18 protein-coding genes are annotated in these 22,176 nt (G+C 63.9%); 16 read left to right on the top strand and 2 right to left on the bottom strand.

Annotated features, from left to right (window positions below; all coding sequences use genetic code 11):
- The first annotated feature begins 3 nt into the window (after positions 1-3).
- From FJ972_RS23105 to FJ972_RS23140, 8 genes are all read left to right on the top strand, one after another.
- Positions 4-1,158 carry an efflux RND transporter periplasmic adaptor subunit gene (locus FJ972_RS23105; RefSeq protein WP_140520845.1) on the top strand — a complete coding sequence of 385 codons (1,155 nt, stop codon included), beginning with the start codon at positions 4-6 and terminating at the stop codon, positions 1,156-1,158.
- Positions 1,159-1,334: 176 nt separating this feature from the next.
- Positions 1,335-2,027 (top strand): GntR family transcriptional regulator, encoded by a 693-nt coding sequence (locus FJ972_RS23110; protein WP_140520846.1) that lies wholly within the window; start codon positions 1,335-1,337, stop codon positions 2,025-2,027.
- A 29-nt stretch (positions 2,028-2,056) separates the two neighbouring features.
- On the top strand, positions 2,057-3,163 hold the full coding sequence (locus tag FJ972_RS23115; protein ID WP_140520847.1) for a mandelate racemase/muconate lactonizing enzyme family protein: 1,107 nt from the start codon (positions 2,057-2,059) through the stop codon (positions 3,161-3,163).
- Entirely contained in the window at positions 3,160-4,344 is a 1,185-nt protein-coding gene (locus FJ972_RS23120) for a mandelate racemase/muconate lactonizing enzyme family protein (protein ID WP_140520848.1), read from the top strand. The genes FJ972_RS23115 and FJ972_RS23120 overlap by 4 nt, the downstream gene beginning before the upstream one ends.
- Positions 4,345-4,577: 233 nt before the next feature.
- Complete coding sequence (locus tag FJ972_RS23125; RefSeq protein ID WP_140497911.1) at positions 4,578-6,242, top strand: ABC transporter substrate-binding protein; 1,665 nt, start codon at positions 4,578-4,580, stop codon at positions 6,240-6,242.
- 133 nt (positions 6,243-6,375) lie between these two features.
- The gene (locus FJ972_RS23130; RefSeq protein ID WP_246670988.1) at positions 6,376-7,266 is read left to right on the top strand and encodes an ABC transporter permease; all 891 of its coding nucleotides are present in this window, start codon (positions 6,376-6,378) and stop codon (positions 7,264-7,266) included.
- On the top strand, positions 7,263-8,141 hold the full coding sequence (locus tag FJ972_RS23135) for an ABC transporter permease (RefSeq protein ID WP_140497909.1): 879 nt from the start codon (positions 7,263-7,265) through the stop codon (positions 8,139-8,141). Before FJ972_RS23130 ends, FJ972_RS23135 begins: the two co-directional genes overlap by 4 nt.
- A complete protein-coding gene (locus tag FJ972_RS23140) occupies positions 8,134-10,185 on the top strand; it encodes an ABC transporter ATP-binding protein (protein ID WP_140520849.1) in 2,052 nt (683 codons plus the stop codon). The genes FJ972_RS23135 and FJ972_RS23140 overlap by 8 nt, the downstream gene beginning before the upstream one ends.
- 22 nt (positions 10,186-10,207) lie before the next feature.
- Here the strand turns inward: FJ972_RS23140 and FJ972_RS23145 are convergent, their stop codons facing one another.
- Positions 10,208-11,110 (bottom strand): LysR family transcriptional regulator, encoded by a 903-nt coding sequence (locus tag FJ972_RS23145; RefSeq protein WP_140520850.1) that lies wholly within the window; start codon positions 11,108-11,110, stop codon positions 10,208-10,210.
- A gap of 114 nt (positions 11,111-11,224) precedes the next feature.
- Here FJ972_RS23145 and FJ972_RS23150 point away from each other — a divergent pair, with 114 nt between their 5' ends.
- The 7 genes from FJ972_RS23150 (at position 11,225) to FJ972_RS23180 (ending at position 19,739) form a co-directional block, all read left to right on the top strand.
- Positions 11,225-12,880: an ABC transporter substrate-binding protein gene (locus FJ972_RS23150; protein WP_140520851.1), complete on the top strand. Its 1,656-nt coding sequence runs from the start codon at positions 11,225-11,227 to the stop codon at positions 12,878-12,880.
- Between the two features lie 173 nt (positions 12,881-13,053).
- Positions 13,054-13,923, top strand: coding sequence for a DUF427 domain-containing protein (locus FJ972_RS23155; RefSeq protein WP_140497901.1), 870 nt, complete (start codon positions 13,054-13,056; stop codon positions 13,921-13,923).
- An 80-nt stretch (positions 13,924-14,003) separates the two neighbouring features.
- Positions 14,004-14,768, top strand: coding sequence for an SDR family oxidoreductase (locus FJ972_RS23160; protein WP_140514719.1), 765 nt, complete (start codon positions 14,004-14,006; stop codon positions 14,766-14,768).
- A 450-nt stretch (positions 14,769-15,218) separates the two neighbouring features.
- Positions 15,219-16,193 carry an ABC transporter substrate-binding protein gene (locus tag FJ972_RS23165; RefSeq protein WP_140520852.1) on the top strand — a complete coding sequence of 325 codons (975 nt, stop codon included), beginning with the start codon at positions 15,219-15,221 and terminating at the stop codon, positions 16,191-16,193.
- Between the two features lie 76 nt (positions 16,194-16,269).
- A complete protein-coding gene (locus tag FJ972_RS23170) occupies positions 16,270-17,355 on the top strand; it encodes a quaternary amine ABC transporter ATP-binding protein (protein ID WP_140497895.1) in 1,086 nt (361 codons plus the stop codon).
- Positions 17,352-19,328 (top strand): ABC transporter permease, encoded by a 1,977-nt coding sequence (locus FJ972_RS23175; RefSeq protein WP_140520853.1) that lies wholly within the window; start codon positions 17,352-17,354, stop codon positions 19,326-19,328. Before FJ972_RS23170 ends, FJ972_RS23175 begins: the two co-directional genes overlap by 4 nt.
- A gap of 33 nt (positions 19,329-19,361) precedes the next feature.
- A complete protein-coding gene (locus FJ972_RS23180; protein ID WP_140520854.1) occupies positions 19,362-19,739 on the top strand; it encodes a GFA family protein in 378 nt (125 codons plus the stop codon).
- A gap of 6 nt (positions 19,740-19,745) precedes the next feature.
- On the opposite strand, the gene FJ972_RS23185 is transcribed toward FJ972_RS23180, so the two are convergent.
- The gene (locus tag FJ972_RS23185; RefSeq protein WP_140520855.1) at positions 19,746-21,104 is read right to left on the bottom strand and encodes an NAD(P)-binding domain-containing protein; all 1,359 of its coding nucleotides are present in this window, start codon (positions 21,102-21,104) and stop codon (positions 19,746-19,748) included.
- A 261-nt stretch (positions 21,105-21,365) separates the two neighbouring features.
- Between FJ972_RS23185 and FJ972_RS23190 the strand changes: the two genes are divergently transcribed.
- Positions 21,366-22,088 (top strand): helix-turn-helix domain-containing protein, encoded by a 723-nt coding sequence (locus tag FJ972_RS23190; RefSeq protein WP_140497887.1) that lies wholly within the window; start codon positions 21,366-21,368, stop codon positions 22,086-22,088.
- Positions 22,089-22,176 lie beyond the last annotated feature (88 nt).

Consider the following 22,176-nt stretch of genomic DNA (forward strand, 5'->3'; position numbering starts at 1 on the left):
AACATGCGTAAATGGAAAATCGCTTTGGGCGCCGCTGTCGCGCTGGGTGCAATCTCGGTGGCGAGCGTTCACCTGCTCGATATGGGCAGCCTCAGCCTCAATGCCGGCACGGCCGGAGCGGCAACGCCCGCTCCCGCGGCATTCGTCATGCCGGTGCCGGTGACCAGCGTGGTGAAGAAAACGATCCCGATCTATCTCGACTATGCCGCCCGCACCGAACCGATCCGCAGCGTCACGCTGCAGGCCAGAGTGCCGGGCTACCTGGAAGAGCAGGCCGCCGAAGACGGCGCCGACGTCAGGAAGGGCGACCTCCTCTACAGGATCGCGCCGCAGGACTTCCAGGCGGCGCTCGACCAGGCGAAGGCGCAGGTGCAGCGTGATACAGCGACGCTCGACTATGCCCGCTCCAATCTCGGCCGCGGCACCGAGCTCGCCAAGAGCGGCTATCTGGCCAAGGACAGCTTCGACCAGCGCACCAGCACCTTGCGCGAGGCGCAGGCGTCGCTGGCGCTCAACCAGGCGGCGGTCCGCTCGGCCGAGCTCAATTTGAGCTATTCGGAGATTCGCGCTCCCTTCGCAGGCCGCATCGGCCGTAACCAGGCCTCGATCGGCACGCTGGTCAGCGTCGCCGGCACGGTGCTCAACACGCTGGTGCAGCTCGACCCGATCTATGTAACCTTCAATCCGAGCGAGAGCGATCTGGCGCAGATCGAGGAAGCTCGCGCCGCCGGCCCGATCGAGGTCGAGGTGCTGCTCCCGGGCGAGACCGAAGCCCATCAGAAGGGCGAACTCACCTTCATCGACAACACGATCGACCATTCGACCGGCACCATCACCGCGCGCGCCACCATCGGCAACGCCAAGTTCGCGCTGCTGCCTGGCCAATATGTTCGCGTCCGGCTGCACGTCAAACAGCAGCCCGATGCGCTGATGGTGCCGCAGGTCGCACTGGGTTCGAGCCAGCTCGGCAAATATCTCTACGTCGTCGGCAAGGGCAACACGGTCGACCAGCGGCTGGTTTCGACCGGGCCGACCAGCGGCGACCTGGTCGCCATCCTGAGCGGAGTCGCGGAAGGCGACCAGGTGATAACAGGCAATCTGCAGAAGATCGGCCCTGGAATGCCGGTTTCGCCACTGCCACAGAAACCGGCCACCTGACTCCCCCGCAGGCCCGGTTTCAGCGCGGCGCCCCGGCCTTCCCACAGGTCGCGGGCGCCGCTTTTGCGAGCAGCTCCGCCCGGCCAGTACCGGCGATGTGAAAAAAGCCGCAAAAGCTCTTGTTAGATTGTCGACAATCTGCTTGTCTTGCCCTTGTTTCGTCGGGAGTGGCCGGGATGGCAAAGGCGGATTTCAGTCCAATCGCGGATACGACACGACGCGCGGAGATCGTGGCGCTGCTGCGACGGGCAATCCTGACCGGCCAGTTGGAGCCGGGCCAAAAGCTCAACGAGCTCAGGATTTCCGAACAGATGCGCGTCAGCCGCGCGCCTTTGCGCGAAGCGATGCGCGAGCTGGTGCAGGAAGGTATCCTGACCAGCATCCCCTATGCCGGCACCTTCGTCATCGATGTCACCGCCAAGGACATCGACGATGTCTACTCGCTCAACAAGGTGCTCGACGAATTCGCCATCGAGCGGACATGGGAGCTGCGCGACCAGCGCTTTTTCGATGAGCTCGACCGGCGCCATGAGGCGGTGAAGCAGGCGACGCGCGACCGCGACACCACAAGGCAGATCGAAACCGCGCTGCAACTGCATGGCCTGATTCACGAATGGGCCGACAATTCCGTTCTTTTGGAAACATGGCAGCGACTGACCAGCCGGTTGCAGATGTATTTCGCCCTGCACCAGCAGGCACGCAACGAAGCCGTGCCCGCCGAGGACGTTCACGAGACCTACGTGCGGCTGCTCAAGGGCAACGACATGCGTGCTGCGCAGCGCCACGCCCGTCAACATATCGACCAAGATTTCCAAGAGCTTCTTGCCTACGCGCGCGCTCTCGAACGGCGCCCGTCGAAAGGCGCCTGATCCTTCCCCAGCGGACAACGGACATCAACGTGCAGATCGCAACCATCAAAGCCTACCATGTCGTGCAGCCCTTCGTGGACGGCCCCTACCGTATGTCCAAGGGACGCGTCGCCGACGCCTTCGACGCGGTGATCGTCGCCATCACCTCGGACGATGGCATCACCGGTTGGGGCGAGATGGCGCCGCTCGGTAATTTCTATTCGGCCGCCTTCCCTGCGGGCGCCCGTGCCGGCGTTATGGAGATCGCCCCGCACCTCATCGGCCACGACCCGCGCGGCCTCGCCGGCATCGGCCGGCTGATGGACATCGTGTTCAAAGGGCATCCCTACATCAAGTCGGCGCTCGACATGGCCTGCTGGGATCTCGCCGCGCGCGCCGCCGACGTGCCGCTGGTGACGATGCTGGGCGGCAAGGAGAGCGATACGGCCGAGCTCTACAAGGTCGTCACCCATGGCAGCGTCGATGCCATGGCCGCACTTGCGAAGCGCATCGTCCAGGACGGCTTCCACCGGCTGCAGGTCAAGGTCGGCGGCAACGTTCGCGACGACATCGAACGCGTCACGGCGGTCGCCGCCTCAGTGCCGAAAGACACTGTCATCTTCTGCGATGCCAATGCCGGCTGGACGCACTACCAGGCGCGCCAGTTCGCTGATGCGACGCGCTCGATCGATTACACATTCGAGCAACCCTGCACGACGATCGAGGAAAACATGTCGGTGCGCCGCATGCTCGACAAGCCGATGGTGCTCGACGAATCCGTCACCTCGCTGGAGGACATGCTGGAAATTCATCGCCGGGGCGCGGCCGACGGGCTGACGCTGAAGATCTCGCGGCTCGGCGGCGTCGGCAGGACCCGGCTGATCCGCGATGTCGCCGTCGACCTCGGCTTCATGATCACCGTCGAGGATACCGGCGGCGCCGAGATCGACACGGCGGCCATGGCGCATCTGTCGCTGTCGACGCCGCAGGAGCGCCGCCTGCACGCCATCGCCTTCCACGAATGGGTGACGGTGCGCACGGCGTCGAACAAGCCGCCGGTCACCGGCAGCCGCATGGGCGTTCCGGATGGTCCGGGCCTCGGCATCGACGTCGTCCCGGATCTGCTCGGCAAGCCCTTCTTCGAGGTCGGCCGGTGAAAATCCGCGGCATCAACGCGACGCCGATCAACCTCAGGCTCGAGGCGCCTTATGCCTGGGTGTTCGGTGAACTCGACGGCTTCTCGCCGACCATTGTCGAAGTGGAGACCGAAGATGGCCTGATCGGCCTCGGCGAAGCACCGATGCCGGCAGCAGCCGCGATCATCAACGACATCCTGGCACCCCGGCTCGTGGGCCGCGACGCCTTCGACATCGCCGGCGCCGAGCATGTCTGCCTGCCCTACTGGACCGGCGTGCAGTCGATCAACGACCGCACCCGCATCATGGCCTTCGGCGCGATCGAGATGGCGCTCTGGGACCTGCGCGGCAAGGTGTGGAACCAGCCGCTCTACCAACTGCTCGGCGGCGCCGTGCGCAAGGAGATCCCGTTCACCGATTACTTTTCGCTGCGCGGCGACGGGCCAAGGGTGAAAGGCGAGACGACGCCGGAGGAAGTCGCCGACTACTGCGTCGAGCTTCATGAGACCCACGGAACGACCTTCTTCGAAGGGAAGTTCTCGACGCAGGATCCAAAAATCTCGCTGAAGATGATCGAATTGATCCGCAGGAAGCTCGGCGACGATGCAATGATCCGCATCGATTCCAACCAGGCCTATTCGCTCAGCACCGCCCGGCGACTGACGCGGCCGCTGGAAGAGCTTAGCGTGCGCAATTGGGAGGATCCAGTGGCGACGATCGAGGAGATGCGCGAACTCAGGCGCCATTGCTCGATCCCGTTCTCGACCCACAACATCGACATCGCCCGCGCCATGGACCTCAAGGTGCCCGACGCCTTCGTCGGCAATCCAACCGCGCATGGCGGCATCGGCCGCATGCTGCGCTTCGTCGGCGCCTGCGAGCACGCCGGCATCGATTTCTGGTGCTACAGCGGCGACAGCGGCATCGGCAGCGCCGCCTACCTGCATCTGTGCGCGGCGCTCGGCTGGATACGGGAACCGAACCAGTCGCTGTTTCGCATGCAACCGACCGACATCACCGAGGAAGGACCGTTTTGCCCGAGGAATAATGTCGTGCCTGTGCCGGAGGGGCCCGGTCTCGGCATCACATTGTCGCGAGAACGGCTCGCTGCCTGCCATCGCGACTTCGCCGAGAACGGGCCCTGCAACAAATATCACGATCCGGCAAAGCCCGGAACTTACCGTCGTTTGCCGCTGAACTAGATGAGGGCGGCCGGCCACAACAGCAGAAGCCAGCCGCCGCGATCCCGGTCGGAAAGGGTGGCCACGGACTAGAGGAAGCAGTGCAGCCCAGAAACCGGCACGTCCGCGCCAAGGACTGGATGGACCGGACAAAACCGCGTGCTACAGTCCCGGTCTACAGGCCTCTGGCGACCGGAAACGGTATAGTCGCGAATTTTCGTCAACCATAAGAAACAGGGGAAAGGGTCAAACCCATGAGCAAGAATTATCGCATTCTCGACCTCATCCGGCGCAATCGCTCGCCGCTCGAAAATCACCTCATCGACGGTCTCGTCGACGGCCGTGTCAGCCGCCGCGACTTCATCCGCCATGGCAGCCTGCTCGGCCTGTCGCTGCCGCTGCTGGGCGGCATCACCACGGCCGCGGGCCTCGGTGCCATGCCGTCGCTCGCCCGGGCGCAAGGCGCGCCAGGCGCCACGATCCGCGTCGCAAGCAGCGTGCCGGCGGCGACGATCGACCCTGTCACCATCGCCGATGCCGGCGGCCTGCTGATCATGCAGCAAGTCGCGGAGTTCCTCTGCGTCGACGGCCCCGATCTCGTGCTCAAGCCGGCGCTGGCTGAAAGCTGGAAGCCGAACGACAACGGCTCGGTGTGGACTTTCAAGCTGCGCAAGGGCGTGAAGTTCCACTCAGGCGGCGAAATGAAGGCCGACGACGTGGTGGCCAGCATCGACCGGATCGCCGACCCGGCCAACTCGTCCAACGCATTGTCGGTGTTCACCGGTATCCTGTCGAAGGGCGCCAGCAAGAAGGTCGACGACTACACGGTGGAATTCCACCTCGACGCCCCGAACGGCAACTTTCCCTACATGGTGTCGTCCGATAATTACAACGCCGTCATCGTGCCGGCGAGCTACAAGGGCGACTACGAAAAGAGCTTCGACGGCACCGGGCCCTTCAAGATCGACAAATACACGCCGAAGGTCGGCGCTTCCTTCGTCCGGAACGAAGGCTACTGGGGCGAGAAGGCGCTGCCGGAACGCACCGAATTCACGTTCTTTGCCGACATGCAGCCAATGATCCTGGCGCTGCAGGGCGGGCAGGTCGACATCATCAACCAGATGCCTGTCCTGTCTGGCGTGGCGCTGCTCAACGATCCCAACATCGACATCATCAGCCTGAAATCGTCGGCGCACCAGCAACTGCACCTGCGCTGCGACGACGGGCCGATGAAGGATGCGCGCGTGCGCCGCGCCATCGCGCTCAGCCTGGACCGCGACAAGCTAGTCGCGGGCCTGATGAAGGGGCGCGCCGTGGCCGGCAACGACAGCCCGTTCGCCCCGGTTTATCCCTCGACCGATGCGAGCGTGCCGCAGCGCAAGCAGGACATCGCGCAGGCCAAGCAGCTCATGGAGGCGGCGGGCGCGGGCAAGGGCTTCAAGATGACGCTGACCACCGAGCGCTATCTCGAAATCCCCGAATACGCCCAGCTCATCCAGAACTGGGTCAAGGAAATCGGCATCGAGCTCGAGCTCAACATCCTCGACCAGAGCGCCTATTACGGCGACGCCGTGTTCGGCAAATCGAACTGGCTGGACTCGGAAATGGGCATCACCGACTACGGCCACCGCGGCGTGCCGAACGTCTATCTTGCCGCCCCGCTGAAGAGCGAAGGCACATGGAACGCGGCGCACTTCAAGAACAAGGACTACGACGCGCTGGCGACCAGCTATATCGCGGCCCTCGATCTCGAAGCGCAGAAGGCGACGGCAGGCAAGATCCAGAAACTTCTGCTCGAGGAGACGCCGGTCATCTTCGGCTATTTCTACGACTATCTGACGGCGACGGCGAAGGGCGTGGCCGGCGTGCAGCCGACCGCGATGTCGCAGCTGTTCCTCGAAAAGGCGTCGAAGGCCTGAGCGGAAGGGAAAGCCAATCCTATAACAGCCAGCTTCCTGACGGGAGCTGGCTACTCAGGGAGTGTTAGCCATTCTCTCCTTCCTTGTCCGGCGCGTCTCGCTTTCGCTCGTCACGCTGTTCCTGCTCAGCATCATGGTCTTCCTGGGCGGCCAGGTGCTTCCAGGCAATGTCGGGCGCGCCATATTGGGGCCGTTCGCCGACCAGCGCGCCGTCGATGCGCTCAACCATTCGCTCGGCGTCGACCGGCCACTGCTTGCCCAGTACTGGAGCTGGATTTCAAACTTCGTCCAGGGCGACATGGGCACGTCCTACATCTTCCGCTCGCCGGTCGCCCCCTTCGTTATCGATGCGCTGGGAAATTCGATGAAGCTGGCGGCGGTCGCCTTCGTGCTGGTGGTGCCAATCGGCATCCTTGGCGGCGTCGTCGCGGCTCTCAATCTCAACCGGCCGCTCGACCGCATCATCAGCCTTGGCGGCCTGTCGGTGACGGTGCTGCCGGAGTTCGTCACCGGCATCATCCTGATCCTGATCTTCGGTGTCTGGCTGCGCTGGCTGCCGATCTCGGCGGCATGGCCGCGTGATGCCGGTTTCTTCACGCAGCTTTACTACCTGATCCTGCCGGCGCTGCCGCTGTTCCTGGTGCTGTTCGGCTATATCGCGCGCATGGCGCGCTCGGGCATGATCGAGGCGCTCGATTCCGACTATACGCGAACCGCGGTGCTCAAGGGCCTGCCCTGGCGCACGGTGATCTGGCGCCATGTGCTGCGCAATGCGCTGCTGCCCACCATCACCGTCATTGCCACCCAGACCGGCTATCTCATCGGCGGCCTCGTGGTGATCGAGACGCTGTTCCGCTACCAGGGTATCGGCTCGCTGATCTTCACCGCTGCGCGCGGCAAGGATTTCCCGATGCTGGAATCAGGCATCCTGACCATCGGCATCGTGTATGCCGTGGCCACCCTTGTGGCCGACTTCCTCTATTCCGTGCTCAATCCACGCATCCGGCTGGGGTCAGAACAATGAGCGCCGTCCAGACCAGTCCCGCCAGACAGGACGACACCCGCCAGCGCAGCCCCCTGGCGGAGGTTTTGTCCTCGCTGCTTCGCTCCGGCACCTTCCTCGTCGGCATCACCATCGTGCTGTTCTGGGTCGCCTGTGCGCTGTTCGGCGAACATTTCGCGCCCTACGATCCGCTCGCCGACGACATCATCAACGCGCTGGCGCCGCCTTCGGCCGAACACTGGTTCGGCACCGACCAGATCGGCCGCGACGTCTTCTCGCGCGTCATCGTCGGCTCGCGCGACATCCTGACCGTGGCGCCGCTGGCGACATTGCTGGCGACGGTGGCCGGCACGGCGCTCGGGCTGCTCACCGGTTACTTCCGCGGTATCGTCGACGATGTCGTCAGCCGCATCCTGGAAGCCTTCATGGCAATCCCGGTGGTGATCGTGGCGCTGCTCGCCATCGTGGCGCTCGGCACGTCCAAGACCACCGTCATCGTGGTCATCGGCCTGAGCTTCGCGCCGATCATCGCGCGCACCGTGCGCTCGGCGGTGCTGGCTGAGCGCGAGCTCGACTATGTCGCCGCGGCCCAGCTCAGGCATGAGAGTGCGCTGCATACGATGTTCGTCGAGATCCTGCCCAACGTCATTCCGCCGATCCTGGTCGAAACCACCGTGCGGCTTGGTTATGCCATTTTCGCGGTTGCCACGCTTTCCTTCATGGGCTTCGGCATCCAGCCGCCGTCGCCGGACTGGGGGCTCTCGATTTCCAGCAATTACGGCATGATCGGCGGCGGCTTCTGGTGGACCGTGCTGTTCGACGCGCTCGCCATCGCCTCGCTGGTGATCGGCGTCAACCTGGCGGCCGACGGCGTGCATGGAGCCTTCAATGACTGAACCCTCCAAGACCCGGAAGGCGCAGGCCCTGAACGCACTCGACCTCAACGACCTGTCGGTCGCTTATCGTGTTTCCGGCCGAAACCGGGCGGTGCTGCGCAATCTCAGTCTCACCATCGGCCAAGGCGAGGCCTATGGGCTGGTCGGCGAATCCGGCTGCGGCAAATCCACGGTCGCCCTTTCCGTCGTGCGCTACCTGCCGCGAAACGGTTCCATATCAGGCGGCGCGATCTCGCTCGACGGACAGGACGTCATGAAGCTCGATGCCGAGGCGCTCAGAAAGATGCGAGCCGAAAGCGTCTCAATGGTCTATCAGGACCCCGGCAAGGCGCTGAACCCGTCGATCCGCATCGGTCGCCAGCTGACCGAGATCTTCGAGCTTGGGGGCAAAACGGGGCAGGCAGCCGAGGATCGCGCAATCGCCATGCTGAACCGGGTGCGGATCTCCGATCCGGTCAGCGTCATGCAACGCTATCCGCACCAGCTTTCCGGCGGCATGCAGCAGCGCGTGGCGATCGCCATGGCGCTGGCCAACGATCCTTCGATGCTGATCCTGGACGAGCCGACGACCGGCCTCGACGCGACCGTCGAAGCCGAGGTGCTCGACCTGATCGCGCAGCTGCGGCAAGAATTGTCGGCCTCGATCCTGTTCATCAGCCACAATCTCGCCGTCGTCTCCAACATGTGCGATCGCGTCGGCGTGCTCTATGCCGGCATGCTGGTCGAGGAAGGGCCGACGGAGGCCGTCTTCAACGATCCGCGCCATCCCTATACGGTAGCGCTGCTGCGCTGCCTGCCGCGCGGCGGCCAGCGCAAGGACCAGGGCCGCCTCGACACCATCCCGGGCTTTTTGCCCGGCATCGGGGCCGACATCAAGGGCTGCCCCTTCACCGACCGCTGCGCTCTCGCTACCGATCGCTGCCGCAACGAGTTGCCGCCGCTCTACGAACTGGGCGGCCGGCTGTCGCGCTGCCACTATCACGAGAAGGCGCAATCCCTGCCGCGCGCGACGCCCAGCGACGCGCCCGCCGCGCCGAAAGCCGCAGCCGCGCCGGTATTGCGGGTCGCCGGGCTGAACAAGACCTTTGCCAGCCATGGCCATTCGCTGCGCGCGGTGAAGGACGTGTCGCTCGATCTCAGGCCGGGCGAAACGCTCGGGCTGGTCGGCGAATCCGGCAGCGGCAAGACCACTTTCGCCAGGCTGCTGCTCGGCCTTGTGCCGCCCGACGACGGCGGCAGCATCGAGCTCGAGGGCAAGGCGCTGGCGCCGCGGCTGGGGGACCGCAGCGACGACCAGGTCAAGGCGATGCAGATCGTCTTCCAGAATCCGGACTCCGCACTCAACCGGTCGCATTCGATAAGGCATCTGATCGGCCGCGCGCTGAAGCGGCTGGCGGGCTTGAGCGGCAAGGCGCTCGAGGCGCGCCTCGACGACCTCGTCCGCTCGGTGCGGCTGACCGACCGGCATCTGGTCGTGAAGCCGCGCCAGCTGTCGGGCGGACTGAAACAGCGCGTTGCCATAGCGCGCGCCTTCGCCGGCGATCCACGCATCGTCGTGTGCGACGAGCCGACCTCGGCGCTCGACGTGTCGGTGCAGGCCGCGATCCTGAACCTGCTCGCCGATCTGCAAGCGAAGGAAGACGTCAGCTACATCTTCATCTCGCATGACCTTGGCGTGGTGCGCTACCTCTCCGACAAGATCGCCGTGCTCTATCTCGGTCGCATCATGGAGCTTGGGCCGTCGGAAGAGGTTTTCTCCGGCCCGCATCATCCCTACACCGAAGCGCTGCTGTCGGCCGTGCCCAGGCTCGACCAGACCGAGACGGCACGCATCCGTCTCGACGGCGAAATCCCCAGCGCCACCAATCCGCCGCCGGGCTGTGTCTTCCACACGCGCTGCCCACGCAAGATCGGCCCGATCTGCGAACAGCAGGAACCGGCGCTGGCCGAGGCGCGCCCCGGACACTCGATCCGCTGCCATATTCCCTACGCGGAACTCGCCAGGCTGCAGAGGCCGGCAGCGGTCGATACCGAGCCGGCGTAGCCGAACATACGGCCCCTGCCCTTCACGGATGGCCGGCCATGCTGAAGGACCGGTCGCCCTCGGCGAAGCCCTGCTCGCCGGCCCAATCCCTCGTCAGTGCCCGCAATCCCGCCAAGGCCACGTCGAGCACATCCGACGAGGCCGGATTGCTGGGATAGGCAAGATAGATCGGCCGCTGGAACACGGGCGTGTTCGCGACGCGTTTCATTTCGCCGCGCTCGATATGGGCGCTGACGGCGCTGAGCGGCAGATAGGCGGCGGCTTGCTGCGACAGCACGTGCTGCAACCCGATGAAGACTAGGCCGGCCGAAATGGCCGGCTTGACCATGCCGGCAAACGCCCGATCATGCTCGATGCGGAATTCGAGCCCCCAGTCCATCAGTATGTAGTTCTCGGTCCACGGCTTCGTCTGGGCGGCATGCTGGACAAGCACCACCTGGTCGACGGCCAGCGTTTCGTAAACGATGCCGGGATGCGGCCGCGGCAGATAGAGGATGCAGATGTCGAGCAGGCCTTCGGCCAGTTGATCGATCGCCAGATCGGGAAAACTGCCCTCGAGCCGCAACGCAACGTTCGGCCGCTCGGCGCGCATCCATTCGACCCATGGCGAAGTGATGCGCTCCCACAGATAGGCGGGCGCGGTCAGCCGCAGCAGTGTTTCGTAGCCATCGGGAACGGCGATGTCCTGCCTCGATTGCTCCCAGGTACGGGTGATGGCGGATGCATGCGGCAGGAACTGGCGGCCGGCCGGCGTCAGCGTGATGCCATCGCGGTCGCGGATGAAAAGCCGTCGCCCCAACTGCTCCTCCAGCACTCTTATCCGCGCACTGACGGTGGACTGGGCAAGGTTCAGCCGATTGGCCGCGACGGTGAAGCTGCCATGCTCGGCAATCTCCAGGAAACTGCGCAGGTTTTCGGTGTCCATGCCTTGGCTCCCCGCATCGAAAATTCCGATGCCCCCTATCAAAAAATATCGCTTTCCGCTCGCGGTCAACGATGAACTAGATGGCCTGTCCCAAGACAAGCGAGGATTGCAGCCATGCCGAAGCATTTCGAGAGGATCGACATCGCCCGCAGGAATCTGACTGCAATCGAAAATTCCGCTGTCGACGAGTTGCTGGCCGGCCGGCTCGACCGGCGCGATTTCCTGCGTCATGGCAGCGTTCTCGGCCTTTCGCTGCCGTTCTTGGGCAGCCTTGTCGCCGCCGCCGGTCTCGACACGCAAGAAGCCCGCGCCGAAGGCAAGCCGGGCGGCACGGTGCGCGCCGGCGTGGCGACGCCAGGCGGGGCCATCGATCCCGTCACCTACTACGACAGCGGCAGCTACCAGCTGGTTTTCCAGACCGCCGAATTCCTCTGCGTCACACAGCCGGACCTCACGCTGAAGCCGGTGCTGGCGGAAAGCTGGTCGCCGAACGAGGACGGCAGCGTCTGGACGTTCAAGCTGCGCAAGGGCGTGAAATTCCACAATGGCGAGGACTTCAAGGCCGACGACGTCGTCGCGACCTTCGACCGGCTGGCCGACCCGGACGGGGCCTCGAACGCGCTTTCGGTGTTCAAGGGCCTGCTGTCGAAGGGCGGCACCCGCAAGGTCGACGACCACACCGTCGCCTTCCATCTCGACGTGCCGAACGGCAGCTTTCCCTATTCGGTGTCGATCGACAACTACAATGCCGTCATCCTGCCGGCGAGCTACAAGGGCGATTACGAAAAGACTTTTGAAGGCACCGGCCCATTTCGGCTGGAGAGCTACACGCCGAAAGTCGGCGCGACGTTCATCCGCAACCCCGATTATTGGGGCGAGAAGGCGCTGCCCGACCGGCTCGAGTTCAAATTCTACGGCGATGTCCAGCCGCGCATCCTGGCGCTGCAGGCCGGCGAAGTGGACATTCTCGACGCCGTTCCGCTCGATGTCAGCCAAGTGGTGCTGAACAGCCCCGACATCACCGTGCTGCGCGTCGCCTCGACCGCGCACCGCCAGCTCCACATGCGCTGCGACATGGCGCCTTTCACCGACAAGCGCGTGCGCCAGGCGCTGGCGCTGTGCATCGACCGTTCCAAGCTGGTGGATGGGCTGTGCCGCGGGATGGCGGCGACCGGCAATGACAGCCCGTTTGCGCCGGCCTTCCCCGCGACCGACAGAACGGTGCCGCAGCGCGCCCAGGACATCGCCAAGGCCAAGCAGCTTATGGAAGCCGTGGGCCTCGGCAGCGGCTTCGACATCACGCTGACGACGCTGCGCTACTCCGACATTCCCGGCTACGCGCAGCTGTTCCAGAACTTCGCCAAGGAGATCGGCGCGCGCGTCTCGCTCAACATCGAGGACCAGGACAAATATTACGGCAAGGCGGTGTTCGGTCAATCGGACTGGCTGGACAGCCCGCTCGGCATCACCGACTACGCCCATCGCAGCGTGCCGAACGTGTTCCTGAAAAGCCCGCTGGTCAGCGACGGTCCGTGGAACGCGGCGCATTTCAAGAGCCCAGCCTATGACGGCATGGTCACTTCCTATCTCAAGGCGCTCGACATCGGCGCACAGCGCGCGGCGGCGTCAGACATCCAGAAGCTGCTGCTCGACGAGACGCCTGTCATCTTCAGCTATTTCCCCGACCTCCTGGTGCCGGTGCGCAAGAATGTCAGCGGGCTGCCGCCGATCGCCGCCGGCCTGCTGCTCGACCGGGTGTCGCTGGGATAGGGGCTGGATGGACAATTTCTGATTTCGGGCGGCGAGGCTATCCGCCAGCGGGCTGCGAAGGGCGATGGGGGGCCATTGTTCGAGCCGCTCGACTCAGGAGAAGCCCGCCGCCCGGAAACCCACTCCGATACGATGACTCAATCCAGCTCCATCTCGCTTTGCGCGAACACTCGATGACAAAAGAAAAGAAACGGGAGACTACCATTCGCAAGCCTCATTTGCGCGGCCGCGGGCCGCATTTTCCCTTGCTCGACACGATCGTGCAGTATGAGTTCGAGCCCGGCTACGTCGCCTTCACCATGCCGATGCAGAAGCGGCTGCGCGTGCAAGTGGGATCGATGATCGTCGCCGACACGACCAGGGCGCTGGTGTTCTACGAATCCGATCACCTGCCGGTCTACTACTTCCCGATGAGTGACGTGCGCGAGGAGTTCCTGCTGCCGAGCAGGACGACGACGGAAGATCCGTTCAAGGGCCTGGCTACGCACTACTCGCTCAACACCGGCATCACGCTGGTCGAGGATGCCGCCTGGCGCTATCTCGACCCGGTCAAGGGCTGTCCGCCGATCGCGGACTACATGTCCTTCTACTGGCCCAAGATGACGCACTGGTATGAGGAGGACGAGGAGATCTTCGTCCACGCCCGCGACCCGTTCCGGCGGGTCGACTGCCTGCCGTCCTCACGGCGGGTGCAGGTCATCCTGGACGGCGAGCAGGTCGCCGATTCACGGCGCGGCGTGTTCCTGTTCGAGACCGGCCATCCGGTACGCCATTATCTGCCAATCTCCGACACGCGGCTCGATATGTTCGCGCCCAGCCGCTACATCTCGCGCTGCCCCTACAAGGGCATCTCCAACTACTATCACGTGACGACGGGCAAGAAGCGCCACGAGAACCTCGTCTGGTATTATCCCGAGCCGGTGCATGAGGCGGAGCGCATCAAGGGCCTGGTCTGCTTCCATCACGAACTGGTCGACAAGATCCTGGTCGACGGCGTCGAGATCCCGAAAGAAGCCACGGCCGCCTCCGACGGCTATTTCTAGCCGTGTCGCCATGCCCGCGCTGAAGGCTTGATCGGAACGCGGGACAGCGCATACCCTCCCTGAAGCAGGGAGGGCTATCGATGGATCTTTTCAAGCTGGACGGCGATGTCGCGCTGGTTACCGGTGCCGGCAGCGGCATCGGCCAGGCAATCGCGATCGGATTGGCGCAGGCCGGCGCCGACGTCGCCTGTTTCGGCCATGCATCGAAGGGCGGGCTGGAGGAGACCGCACAGCGTATCACCGCGCTTGGGCGCAAGGCGCTGGTGCTGACGGGCACGGTGACGTCCGAGGGCGATCTCGCGGCGGCGACCGACCGCGTCGAGAGCGAACTCGGCGCCCTGACGATTGCCGTCAACAATGCCGGCATCGCCGGATCGGAGCCGGCCGAGACAATGGCCCTGGAGACGTGGCGGAAGGTGCACGAGGTCAATGTCGCCGGCGTGTTCCTGTCCTGCCAGGCCGAAGCGCGCAAGATGCTGGCGCGGCGCAAGGGCTCGATCGTCAACATCGCCTCGATGTCGGGCACCATCGTCAATCGCGGGCTGACGCAGGCGCATTACAATTCCTCGAAGGCCGCCGTCATCCACATGTCGAAGAGCCTCGCCATGGAGTGGGCCGACCGCGGCCTGCGCGTCAATGTGGTCAGCCCGGGCTACACGCTGACGCCGATGAACAAGCGGCCGGAGGTGGCGGAAGAGATAAAGATCTTCAAGCGCGACACGCCGATGGGGCGCATGGCGGCGCCCGAGGAAATGGTCGGGCCGACCGTGTTCCTGGCCAGCCGCGCGTCGAGCTTCGTCACCGGCCTCGACCTGATCGTCGATGGCGGCTACGTCTGCTGGTAAGGTGGCTCGGCAGGTGGGTTGGGTGCGACCTCGCCTGCGGTCCGAATTATGCATCCAGCAAAGCCTTAGTCGTTGCGCGCGATGAACGTTGGTATATATAATTTCATCCCATGAAACCGTCCTGGCGATGGGGCTTGCCGGGCCGATAGCCGAGGTCAGGGGACCCTGATGGCTCGCATTTTGCAGGGCGCCATAAGGCTGGCAATCGACCGGCAGGTGATCGCTGTCGTAGCGATGCGTCGGCAGCTATGACGCCGACCCTCTCAGCACCATTTCCGCAAATCAAAAACTCAGCACAATCCCGCCTGCGCCGGTTTTGGCCGCGCGATGGCGGAAACGGCCTTGCGCAAAGGCAGGTCTTTCCAACACAATCAAGAAAAAACCCAACAAGGGCAGAAAGACGCAAGAAGGGAACGAACGATAACCGTCACAGCTTGAAGGAGAACAAGCATGTCATTTCGGAGCAGAGTTTCTAAACTGTCCCTGGGCGCCGCCGCGCTCGCGGCACTGAGCCTGCCAACGCTTTCCGTCCACGCCGCAGCCCCTGAATCCAACGACCCCATCAAGATCGCGCTGTTCGACTGGACCAGCGTCAACCTCAACGCCAAGATTCTCGGCGGCATTCTCGAAAAGCTCGGCTACACCGTCGAATATCCGACCGCCGATTACCTCTCCAGCCTGACCACCGGTCTCACCAATGGCGACCTCGATGTCGGCCTGGAATTCTGGGACACGACCGCCGGCGAGGCGATGAAGGCTTCCGATGCCACCGGCCAGACCGAGCGCCTCGGCAAGCTCGGCCCCAAGGCCAAGGAAGAGTGGTGGTTCCCCGAATATATGAAGGAGAAATGCCCGGGCCTGCCCAATTGGGAAGCGCTGAAGGATCCGAAATGCGCCGAGGCCTTTTCGACGGCCGAGACGGCGCCCAAGGGTCGTTATCTCGGCGGTCCGGTGACCTGGGAGGGTTTTGACGACGAGCGCGTCGAGGCACTCAAATTGCCATTCACCGTCATCCACGCCGGCACCGACGCGGCGATGTTCGCGGAGCTCGATTCCGCTTACCAGCGCAAGGCGCCGATCATGCTGTGGATCTATTCGCCGCATTGGGCGCCGGCCAAATACAAGGGCGAGTGGGTCGAATTCCCCGAATACACGCCCGAATGCTACAGCGACCCGAAATGGGGCACGAATCCCGATGCCAAATATGATTGCGGCAAGCCGCATGGCGAGATCTGGAAATATGCCTGGAACGGCATGAAGGACAAATGGCCCGTCGCCTACAAGGTGGCCAAGGCCTACACGGTCGACACCGACGAGCTCAACAAGATGAGCGGCGAGATCGACCTCGGCGGCAAGACGCCGGAGGACGTCGCCGCCGCCTGGATCGCCGCCCACGAAGCCGACTGGAAAGCCTGGGCACAGTGATCGCTCCGACTGGAGAATGAGACCCGGCCGTCGATCGGCCGGGCCTCAATCGTCGATATTCCAGAAGGACGCTTGAATGCCTGACAAGACCGAACACGGACCGAACGCTGCGGGCGCGCCAAAGGATGCCCGCCCGATAAAGCTGGCTTGCCGCAATGTCTGGAAACTGTTCGGTTCGAGCGCGGCGAGTTTCATCCGCGAGCGCGACGGCAAGGCCAGCATGGCCGATGTCGCCGCTGCCGGACTGGTCGGGGCGGTACGCGGCGTCGATCTTGAAATCCGCCAGGGCGAGGTCTTCACCATCATGGGGCTCTCGGGGTCGGGCAAGTCGACCCTGGTGCGCTGCATGTCGCGTCTGGTCGAGCCGACGCACGGCAAGGTCGAGTTCGAGGGCAAGAACCTGCTCAAGATCTCGGATGCAGCGCTCATCGAACTCAGGCGCCACCGCATGGGCATGGTGTTCCAGAATTTCGCGCTGCTGCCGCATCTCAACGTGCTGGACAACATCGCCTTTCCGCTCAGCATCCAGGGGCAGGACCGTGCGACGCGCGAAGCACGCGCCCGCGAAGTCATCGAGCTTGTCGGCCTGCGCGGCCGCGAGCATTTCTATCCGCGCGAACTTTCAGGCGGCCAGCAGCAGCGTGTCGGCATCGCCCGCAGCCTGGCGACCAAGCCGGAGATCTGGTTCCTCGACGAACCGTTCTCGGCGCTCGACCCGTTGATCCGCCGCGAGATGCAGGACGAGTTGATGCGATTGCAAACCATGCTGCACAAGACCATCGTCTTCATCACCCATGATTTCGACGAGGCGACAAGGCTGGCCGACCGCATCGCCATCATGAAGGATGGCGAAGTCATCCAGATCGGCACGCCGGAGGAACTGGTGGTTAATCCCGCGACAGACTATGTCGCCGAATTCACCCGCGACGTCGACCGCGCCAAGGTGATCTCGGCGAAGAGCCTCATGCGCGCCTGCGACGGCGCCGAGCATGGCGGCACGGTGGCGCCGGAGGCCAAGATTGCCAGCTTCTCGGCCAGCATCGTGGCGGGCGGCAGACCGTTCGCGGTGATCAACGGCAGCGGCAAGCCGATCGGCGAGGTGACGCCGCAAGCGGTGATCGACCTGCTCGCCGGCATCGAGAGGTCAGGAGCCGGTGCATGACAGTAACGGCAAGCGCCAGTGGGACGAGGCCGCGACCGGCGCAGACCCGGCTGCTGGTCTGGGCCGCAGCGCTTGCGGTGGTGCTGGTCGTGTTCCTGCTCCAGGACAGTCTTCCCTGGGCCGTCAATTATCCGGCCGAGGCGATCGTGCCGGTCGCCGACTGGGTCAGCGCCCTGATGCGCTGGATAAAGATAAACCTGTCATGGCTGACGCGGTCGATCACCGCCGTGCTCGGCGTGCCGCTCGATTTCGCGCTCGACCTTCTGGCCAAGAATTTCAAGATCGGCCACGGTGCCGACGCCTATGTGCTGCCGCGCCTGTCCTGGATCGGCGTCTGCGCGGCAGCCTTTGTCGCCGGGCATGCCGCTGGCGGTCGCAAGCTCGGCATGCTGGTCGGCGGCTGTTTTCTCTACATCGCGCTGTTCGGCCAATGGACCAGCGCCATGCTGACGCTGGCGCTGATTTCCATCGCCGTGCCATTCTGCATCGCCACGGGATTGTTCGTCGGCATCTGGGCTTGGCGGAAACCCTGGGCGGAGCGGCTGGTGGTCTCCCCTGCCCTCGATCTGATGCAGACCATCCCGACCTTCGCGTACCTCATCCCGATGCTGCTTCTGTTCGGCAACAGCCCGGTTTCGGCGATGATCGCCACCGCCATCTTCGCCACGCCGCCAATGGTGCGGGCAACGATGCTCGGCCTGTCGCGGGTGCCGTCCGAGATCGACGATTTCAGCGAGATGGCCGGCTGCACGGCGCGGCAGAAACTGTGGCGCGTGCTTTTGCCGTCGGCGCGGCCGACGCTGATGGTCGGCGTCAACCAGGTGATCATGCTGGCGCTGAACATGGTGATCATCGCCTCGATGATCGGCGCCGGCGGGCTAGGCTATGACGTGTTGCTGGCGCTGCGTGCGCTGAAGGTCGGCGAAGCCATGGAAGCGGGGCTGGCCATCGTGGCGCTAGCCATCGCGCTCGACCGGCTGAGCCAGGCCATCGCCGCCAACCATGCAAAAGGTCACGTCCACCGGCAAGTCCAGCCCGCCTTCTGGCGGCGCAATCTGACGCTGGCCGTCGCCATCCTGATCGCCACCACACTGCTTGGCCTCTTCGTGCCTGCCTTCGCGGCGGTGCCGAAGGCGATCACCTTCACCACCGCGCCATTGTGGAAAGCGGCGGTGAATTGGGTGACGATCAACTTCTTCGACGTCATCGAGGCGTTCCGCGTGGCGCTGATCCTTAACGTGCTGAACCCGGTGCGGGCCTTCTGCGAGGGCTTTCCGTGGCTGGGTGCGGTGTTCCTGCTCGGCCTTGCCGGCTTTCAGCTTTCCGGGTTGCGCCTGGCCGCTCTGGTGGCAGTGCTGACCGCCTTCTGCGCCGTCACCGGGCTGTGGGAAAAGACGATGGCGACCGTCTATCTCTGCGGCATCTCGGCTTTCATCGCTTGCCTGATCGGCATTCCGATCGGCCTGATGGCCGCGCGCAGCGACCGCTTCGAGAAGGTGACCACGCCCGTCATCGACACGCTGCAGGTGCTGCCCTCCTTCTGCTTCATCATTCCGGTGGTGATGCTTTTCCGCGTCGGCGACGTCACCGCGATGATCGCAACGATCGCCTTCGCCGTGGTGCCGGCGATCCGCTACACCAATCACGGCATCAGGCAGGTGCCGCCGGCACTGATCGAGGCGGCCAAGGTTTCGGGCTGCACGCCGCGCCAGACTTTCTTTCGCGTGCAATTGCCACTCGCGCTGCCCGAGATCATGCTGGGCGTCAACCAGACGATCCTGATGGCGTTGGCGATGATCATCATCTGCGCCATGGTCGGCACCCGTGATCTCGGCCAGGAGGTGTTCATCGCGCTGTCCAAGGCCGATTCGGGCCGCGGCATCGTCGCAGGGCTCGCCATCGCCTTCATCGGCATCGTCGCCGACCGGCTGTTCAATGCCTGGACGGCCAAGGCACGGGCGAGGCTGGGTTAAGCTCAAGCGGCGAACTTATCAAGGGAGGAAGACATGACCAGCAGGATTGCCCGCTGCACCTGTGGCCAATTGCAGATCCGCTGTCCGCAACAGCCGGCCAAAATATCGCTTTGCCACTGCCTGGACTGCCAGCGGCGCACCGGCAGTCCGTTCGGGATAGCGGCTTTTTTCGCTGCCGACGCGATCGACATCGACGGCTCATCCCAGACATTCCGGCGCAATTCCGACAGCGGCTTTCCCGTCACGTTCCACTTTTGTGGAAACTGCGGCTCGACGGTGTTCTGGTATCCGTCGCGCAAACCGGAGGCGGTCGCTGTCGCGGTCGGCTGTTTCGCCGATCCGTCTTTCCCCGCGCCGACGCAAGCCGTCTATGGCGAAAGCCGCCACGACTGGGTCGTGTTGCCGGCCTGAAAGCCGCTACTCCGCCGCGACGCCCTTCACTTCCAGATAGCTCTCCATCGAATCGTCCAGCGCCTGCAGCCACGGCGTATGGTGCAGCGGCGCCATGGTGCCGGTCATCAACGAGCGGTAGGAATGGTCGCGGAAGCTCATGATGTCTTCCACCTTGTGGTGCTCCCATTCCATGAAGGTCTGGTTGACCGCCTCGACGTCGAAGCCGGGATAGTCGGTCTGGTCCATCAGTTCCTTGGTGTAGTCGCCCTGGAACCAGATCATCTGCTCGGCGTCTTCCAGCGTCTCCTCGCGCGCCCGCCATCTGGCACCGTGCTCGGCCATTGCCTGCGCGGACGGCAGCTTGATGCGGCCCATGATGACGTCGCGCGCGTACCAAGCCTGCGCGTCGAACATGTTGAAAGTGTAGAACTGGTCCTGCATGCCGATGTAGAAAAGCTTCGGGTTCTTCTCCCAAACGACGCCTTCATAGAGATCCAGCGGCCACATGCGGTTGGCGGTCTTGAGTTTCAGGTCGTCGGTGAGGAAAGGGAAGGAATGGAGATAGCCGGTGCACAGGATGATTGCGTCGATATCCTTGGTTGAACCATCCTTGAAATGCGCCGTCTTGCCGACGACCTTCTGCAGCAGCGGCACCTCTTTCCAGTTCTCAGGCCATTTGAAGCCCATCGGCTTGGAGCGGTAGCTCGAGGTGATCGACTTCGCGCCGTATTTGTAGCATTGCGAGCCGATGTCCTCGGCCGAATAGGAGCGTCCGATGATCAGGATGTCCTTGCCCTTGAATTCCATCGCGTCGCGGAAATCGTGGCTGTGCAGGATGCGGCCGTTGAAGGTCGAGAACCCCTCGAAATAGGGAACGTTTGGCACCGAGAAATGCCCGGAGGCGACGACGACATTGTCGAACTCTTCCGAATAGGTGACGTCATTGGTGCGGTCATGCGCGGTGACGGTGAATTTCTTCGTCTCGTCCGAGAAGGTCACCATGCGCACAGGACTGTTGAAGCGCACCCATTTGCGCACGCCTGACTTTTCGACGCGGCCCTTGATGTAGTCCCACAGCACGGCGCGCGGGGGATAGGAGCCGATCGGTCGGCCGAAATGTTCCTCGAACGTGTAGTCGGCGAATTCCAGGCATTCCTTCGGCCCGTTCGACCAGAGATAGCGATACATCGAGCCGTGCACCGGATCGCCATGTTCGTCGAGGCCGGTGCGCCATGTATAATTCCACAGGCCGCCCCAGTCGGACTGCTTTTCGAAGCAGACGATCTCGGGAATGTCTGCCCCTTTGTCGGCCGCTGACTTGAAGGCCCTGAGCTGTGCTAGGCCGGACGGTCCGGCCCCGATGACGGCAACGCGAGTGTTCATGTCCGGGCCTCCATTTTTTTGATTTCCCCAGCGAAACAAATTTCACTGGCAGTGACAGTAATTGGCCCTCCGGCACTGTCAACAGCCATCTGCGGGAACGGCGTTTGCGCAAGGCGGATTCCTGGCGAAGAACCCGCATTGCCCGAAATCGCGGGATTGGCGCATGCGGCATAAGACGGCTTGCCGACGCGGCTGCGCTCATGTATCGCCACCGAATATGTTCACCTTGAGTGAAATAAATCCGCGAAGTCCGGGGGCGACATGGCGAAAAACGCTTCAAATCCAAAGGCCGGTGCTGGAGCCGGCGGCGCAAAGGCAAAGCCGCTGCCAAAGGTCTCGGTGGACGGGAAGACCATCCGCGCGCCGCTTACCCAGAACCCGCACGCCATCCGCGACACGCGTGAAAAGGTGCTGGAAGTGGCGATCGGCCGCGAGGTGCGCGCGTTCCGCAAGAAGCTCGGCATCACCGTCGCCGATCTGGCGGTCGCCACCGACATTTCGCTGGGCATGCTGTCGAAGATCGAGAACGGCATCACCTCGCCGTCGCTGACCACCTTGCAGGCGCTGTCGCGGGCGCTGGGTGTTCCCGTCACCGCCTTCTTCCGCCGCTTCGAAGAGGAGCGCAGCGCCGTTTTCGTCAAGGCGGGCGAAGGGTTGGACGTCGAGCGCCGCGGCACGCGCGCCGGCCACCAGTACAATCTGCTTGGTCACATCGGCTCGAACACCAGCGGCGTCGTCGTCGAGCCCTATCTGATCACGCTGACCGAGGATTCGGACGTGTTCCCGACCTTCCAGCACGAGGGCATGGAGTTCCTCTATATGCTGGAGGGCGAGGTCGTTTACCGACACGGCAGCAATCTCTACCCGATGAAGCCCGGCGACAGCCTGTTCTTCGACGCCGACGCCCCGCACGGGCCGGAGCAACTGACGAAACTGCCGATGCGCTATCTGTCGATCATCTGCTATCCGCAGAGCGCGGGTTAACGGAGCTCGATCTCCTTTTTTACAGCATTGGCGATTGGCGAAAGCCGAAGTGGCATCCGATCTCCCCCCTTGAGGGGGAGATGTCCGG

The sequence above is a fragment of the Mesorhizobium sp. B2-1-1 genome (assembly GCF_006442975.2).
In the GTDB taxonomy this organism is placed as follows: domain Bacteria; phylum Pseudomonadota; class Alphaproteobacteria; order Rhizobiales; family Rhizobiaceae; genus Mesorhizobium.

Bases quoted from the DNA above. Each gene is read 5' to 3' on its own strand.
- FJ972_RS23105 (WP_140520845.1), top strand. From the start codon at position 4: ATGCGTAAATGGAAAATCGCTTTGGGCGCCGCTGTCGCGCTGGGTGCA.
- FJ972_RS23110 (WP_140520846.1), top strand. From the start codon at position 1,335: ATGGCAAAGGCGGATTTCAGTCCAATCGCGGATACGACACGACGCGCG.
- FJ972_RS23125 (WP_140497911.1), top strand. From the start codon at position 4,578: ATGAGCAAGAATTATCGCATTCTCGACCTCATCCGGCGCAATCGCTCG.
- FJ972_RS23130 (WP_246670988.1), top strand. From the start codon at position 6,376: ATGGTCTTCCTGGGCGGCCAGGTGCTTCCAGGCAATGTCGGGCGCGCC.
- FJ972_RS23135 (WP_140497909.1), top strand. From the start codon at position 7,263: ATGAGCGCCGTCCAGACCAGTCCCGCCAGACAGGACGACACCCGCCAG.
- FJ972_RS23140 (WP_140520849.1), top strand. From the start codon at position 8,134: ATGACTGAACCCTCCAAGACCCGGAAGGCGCAGGCCCTGAACGCACTC.
- FJ972_RS23145 (WP_140520850.1), bottom strand. From the start codon at position 11,110: ATGGACACCGAAAACCTGCGCAGTTTCCTGGAGATTGCCGAGCATGGC.
- FJ972_RS23150 (WP_140520851.1), top strand. From the start codon at position 11,225: ATGCCGAAGCATTTCGAGAGGATCGACATCGCCCGCAGGAATCTGACT.
- FJ972_RS23155 (WP_140497901.1), top strand. From the start codon at position 13,054: ATGACAAAAGAAAAGAAACGGGAGACTACCATTCGCAAGCCTCATTTG.
- FJ972_RS23160 (WP_140514719.1), top strand. From the start codon at position 14,004: ATGGATCTTTTCAAGCTGGACGGCGATGTCGCGCTGGTTACCGGTGCC.
- FJ972_RS23165 (WP_140520852.1), top strand. From the start codon at position 15,219: ATGTCATTTCGGAGCAGAGTTTCTAAACTGTCCCTGGGCGCCGCCGCG.
- FJ972_RS23170 (WP_140497895.1), top strand. From the start codon at position 16,270: ATGCCTGACAAGACCGAACACGGACCGAACGCTGCGGGCGCGCCAAAG.
- FJ972_RS23175 (WP_140520853.1), top strand. From the start codon at position 17,352: ATGACAGTAACGGCAAGCGCCAGTGGGACGAGGCCGCGACCGGCGCAG.
- FJ972_RS23180 (WP_140520854.1), top strand. From the start codon at position 19,362: ATGACCAGCAGGATTGCCCGCTGCACCTGTGGCCAATTGCAGATCCGC.
- FJ972_RS23185 (WP_140520855.1), bottom strand. From the start codon at position 21,104: ATGAACACTCGCGTTGCCGTCATCGGGGCCGGACCGTCCGGCCTAGCA.
- FJ972_RS23190 (WP_140497887.1), top strand. From the start codon at position 21,366: ATGGCGAAAAACGCTTCAAATCCAAAGGCCGGTGCTGGAGCCGGCGGC.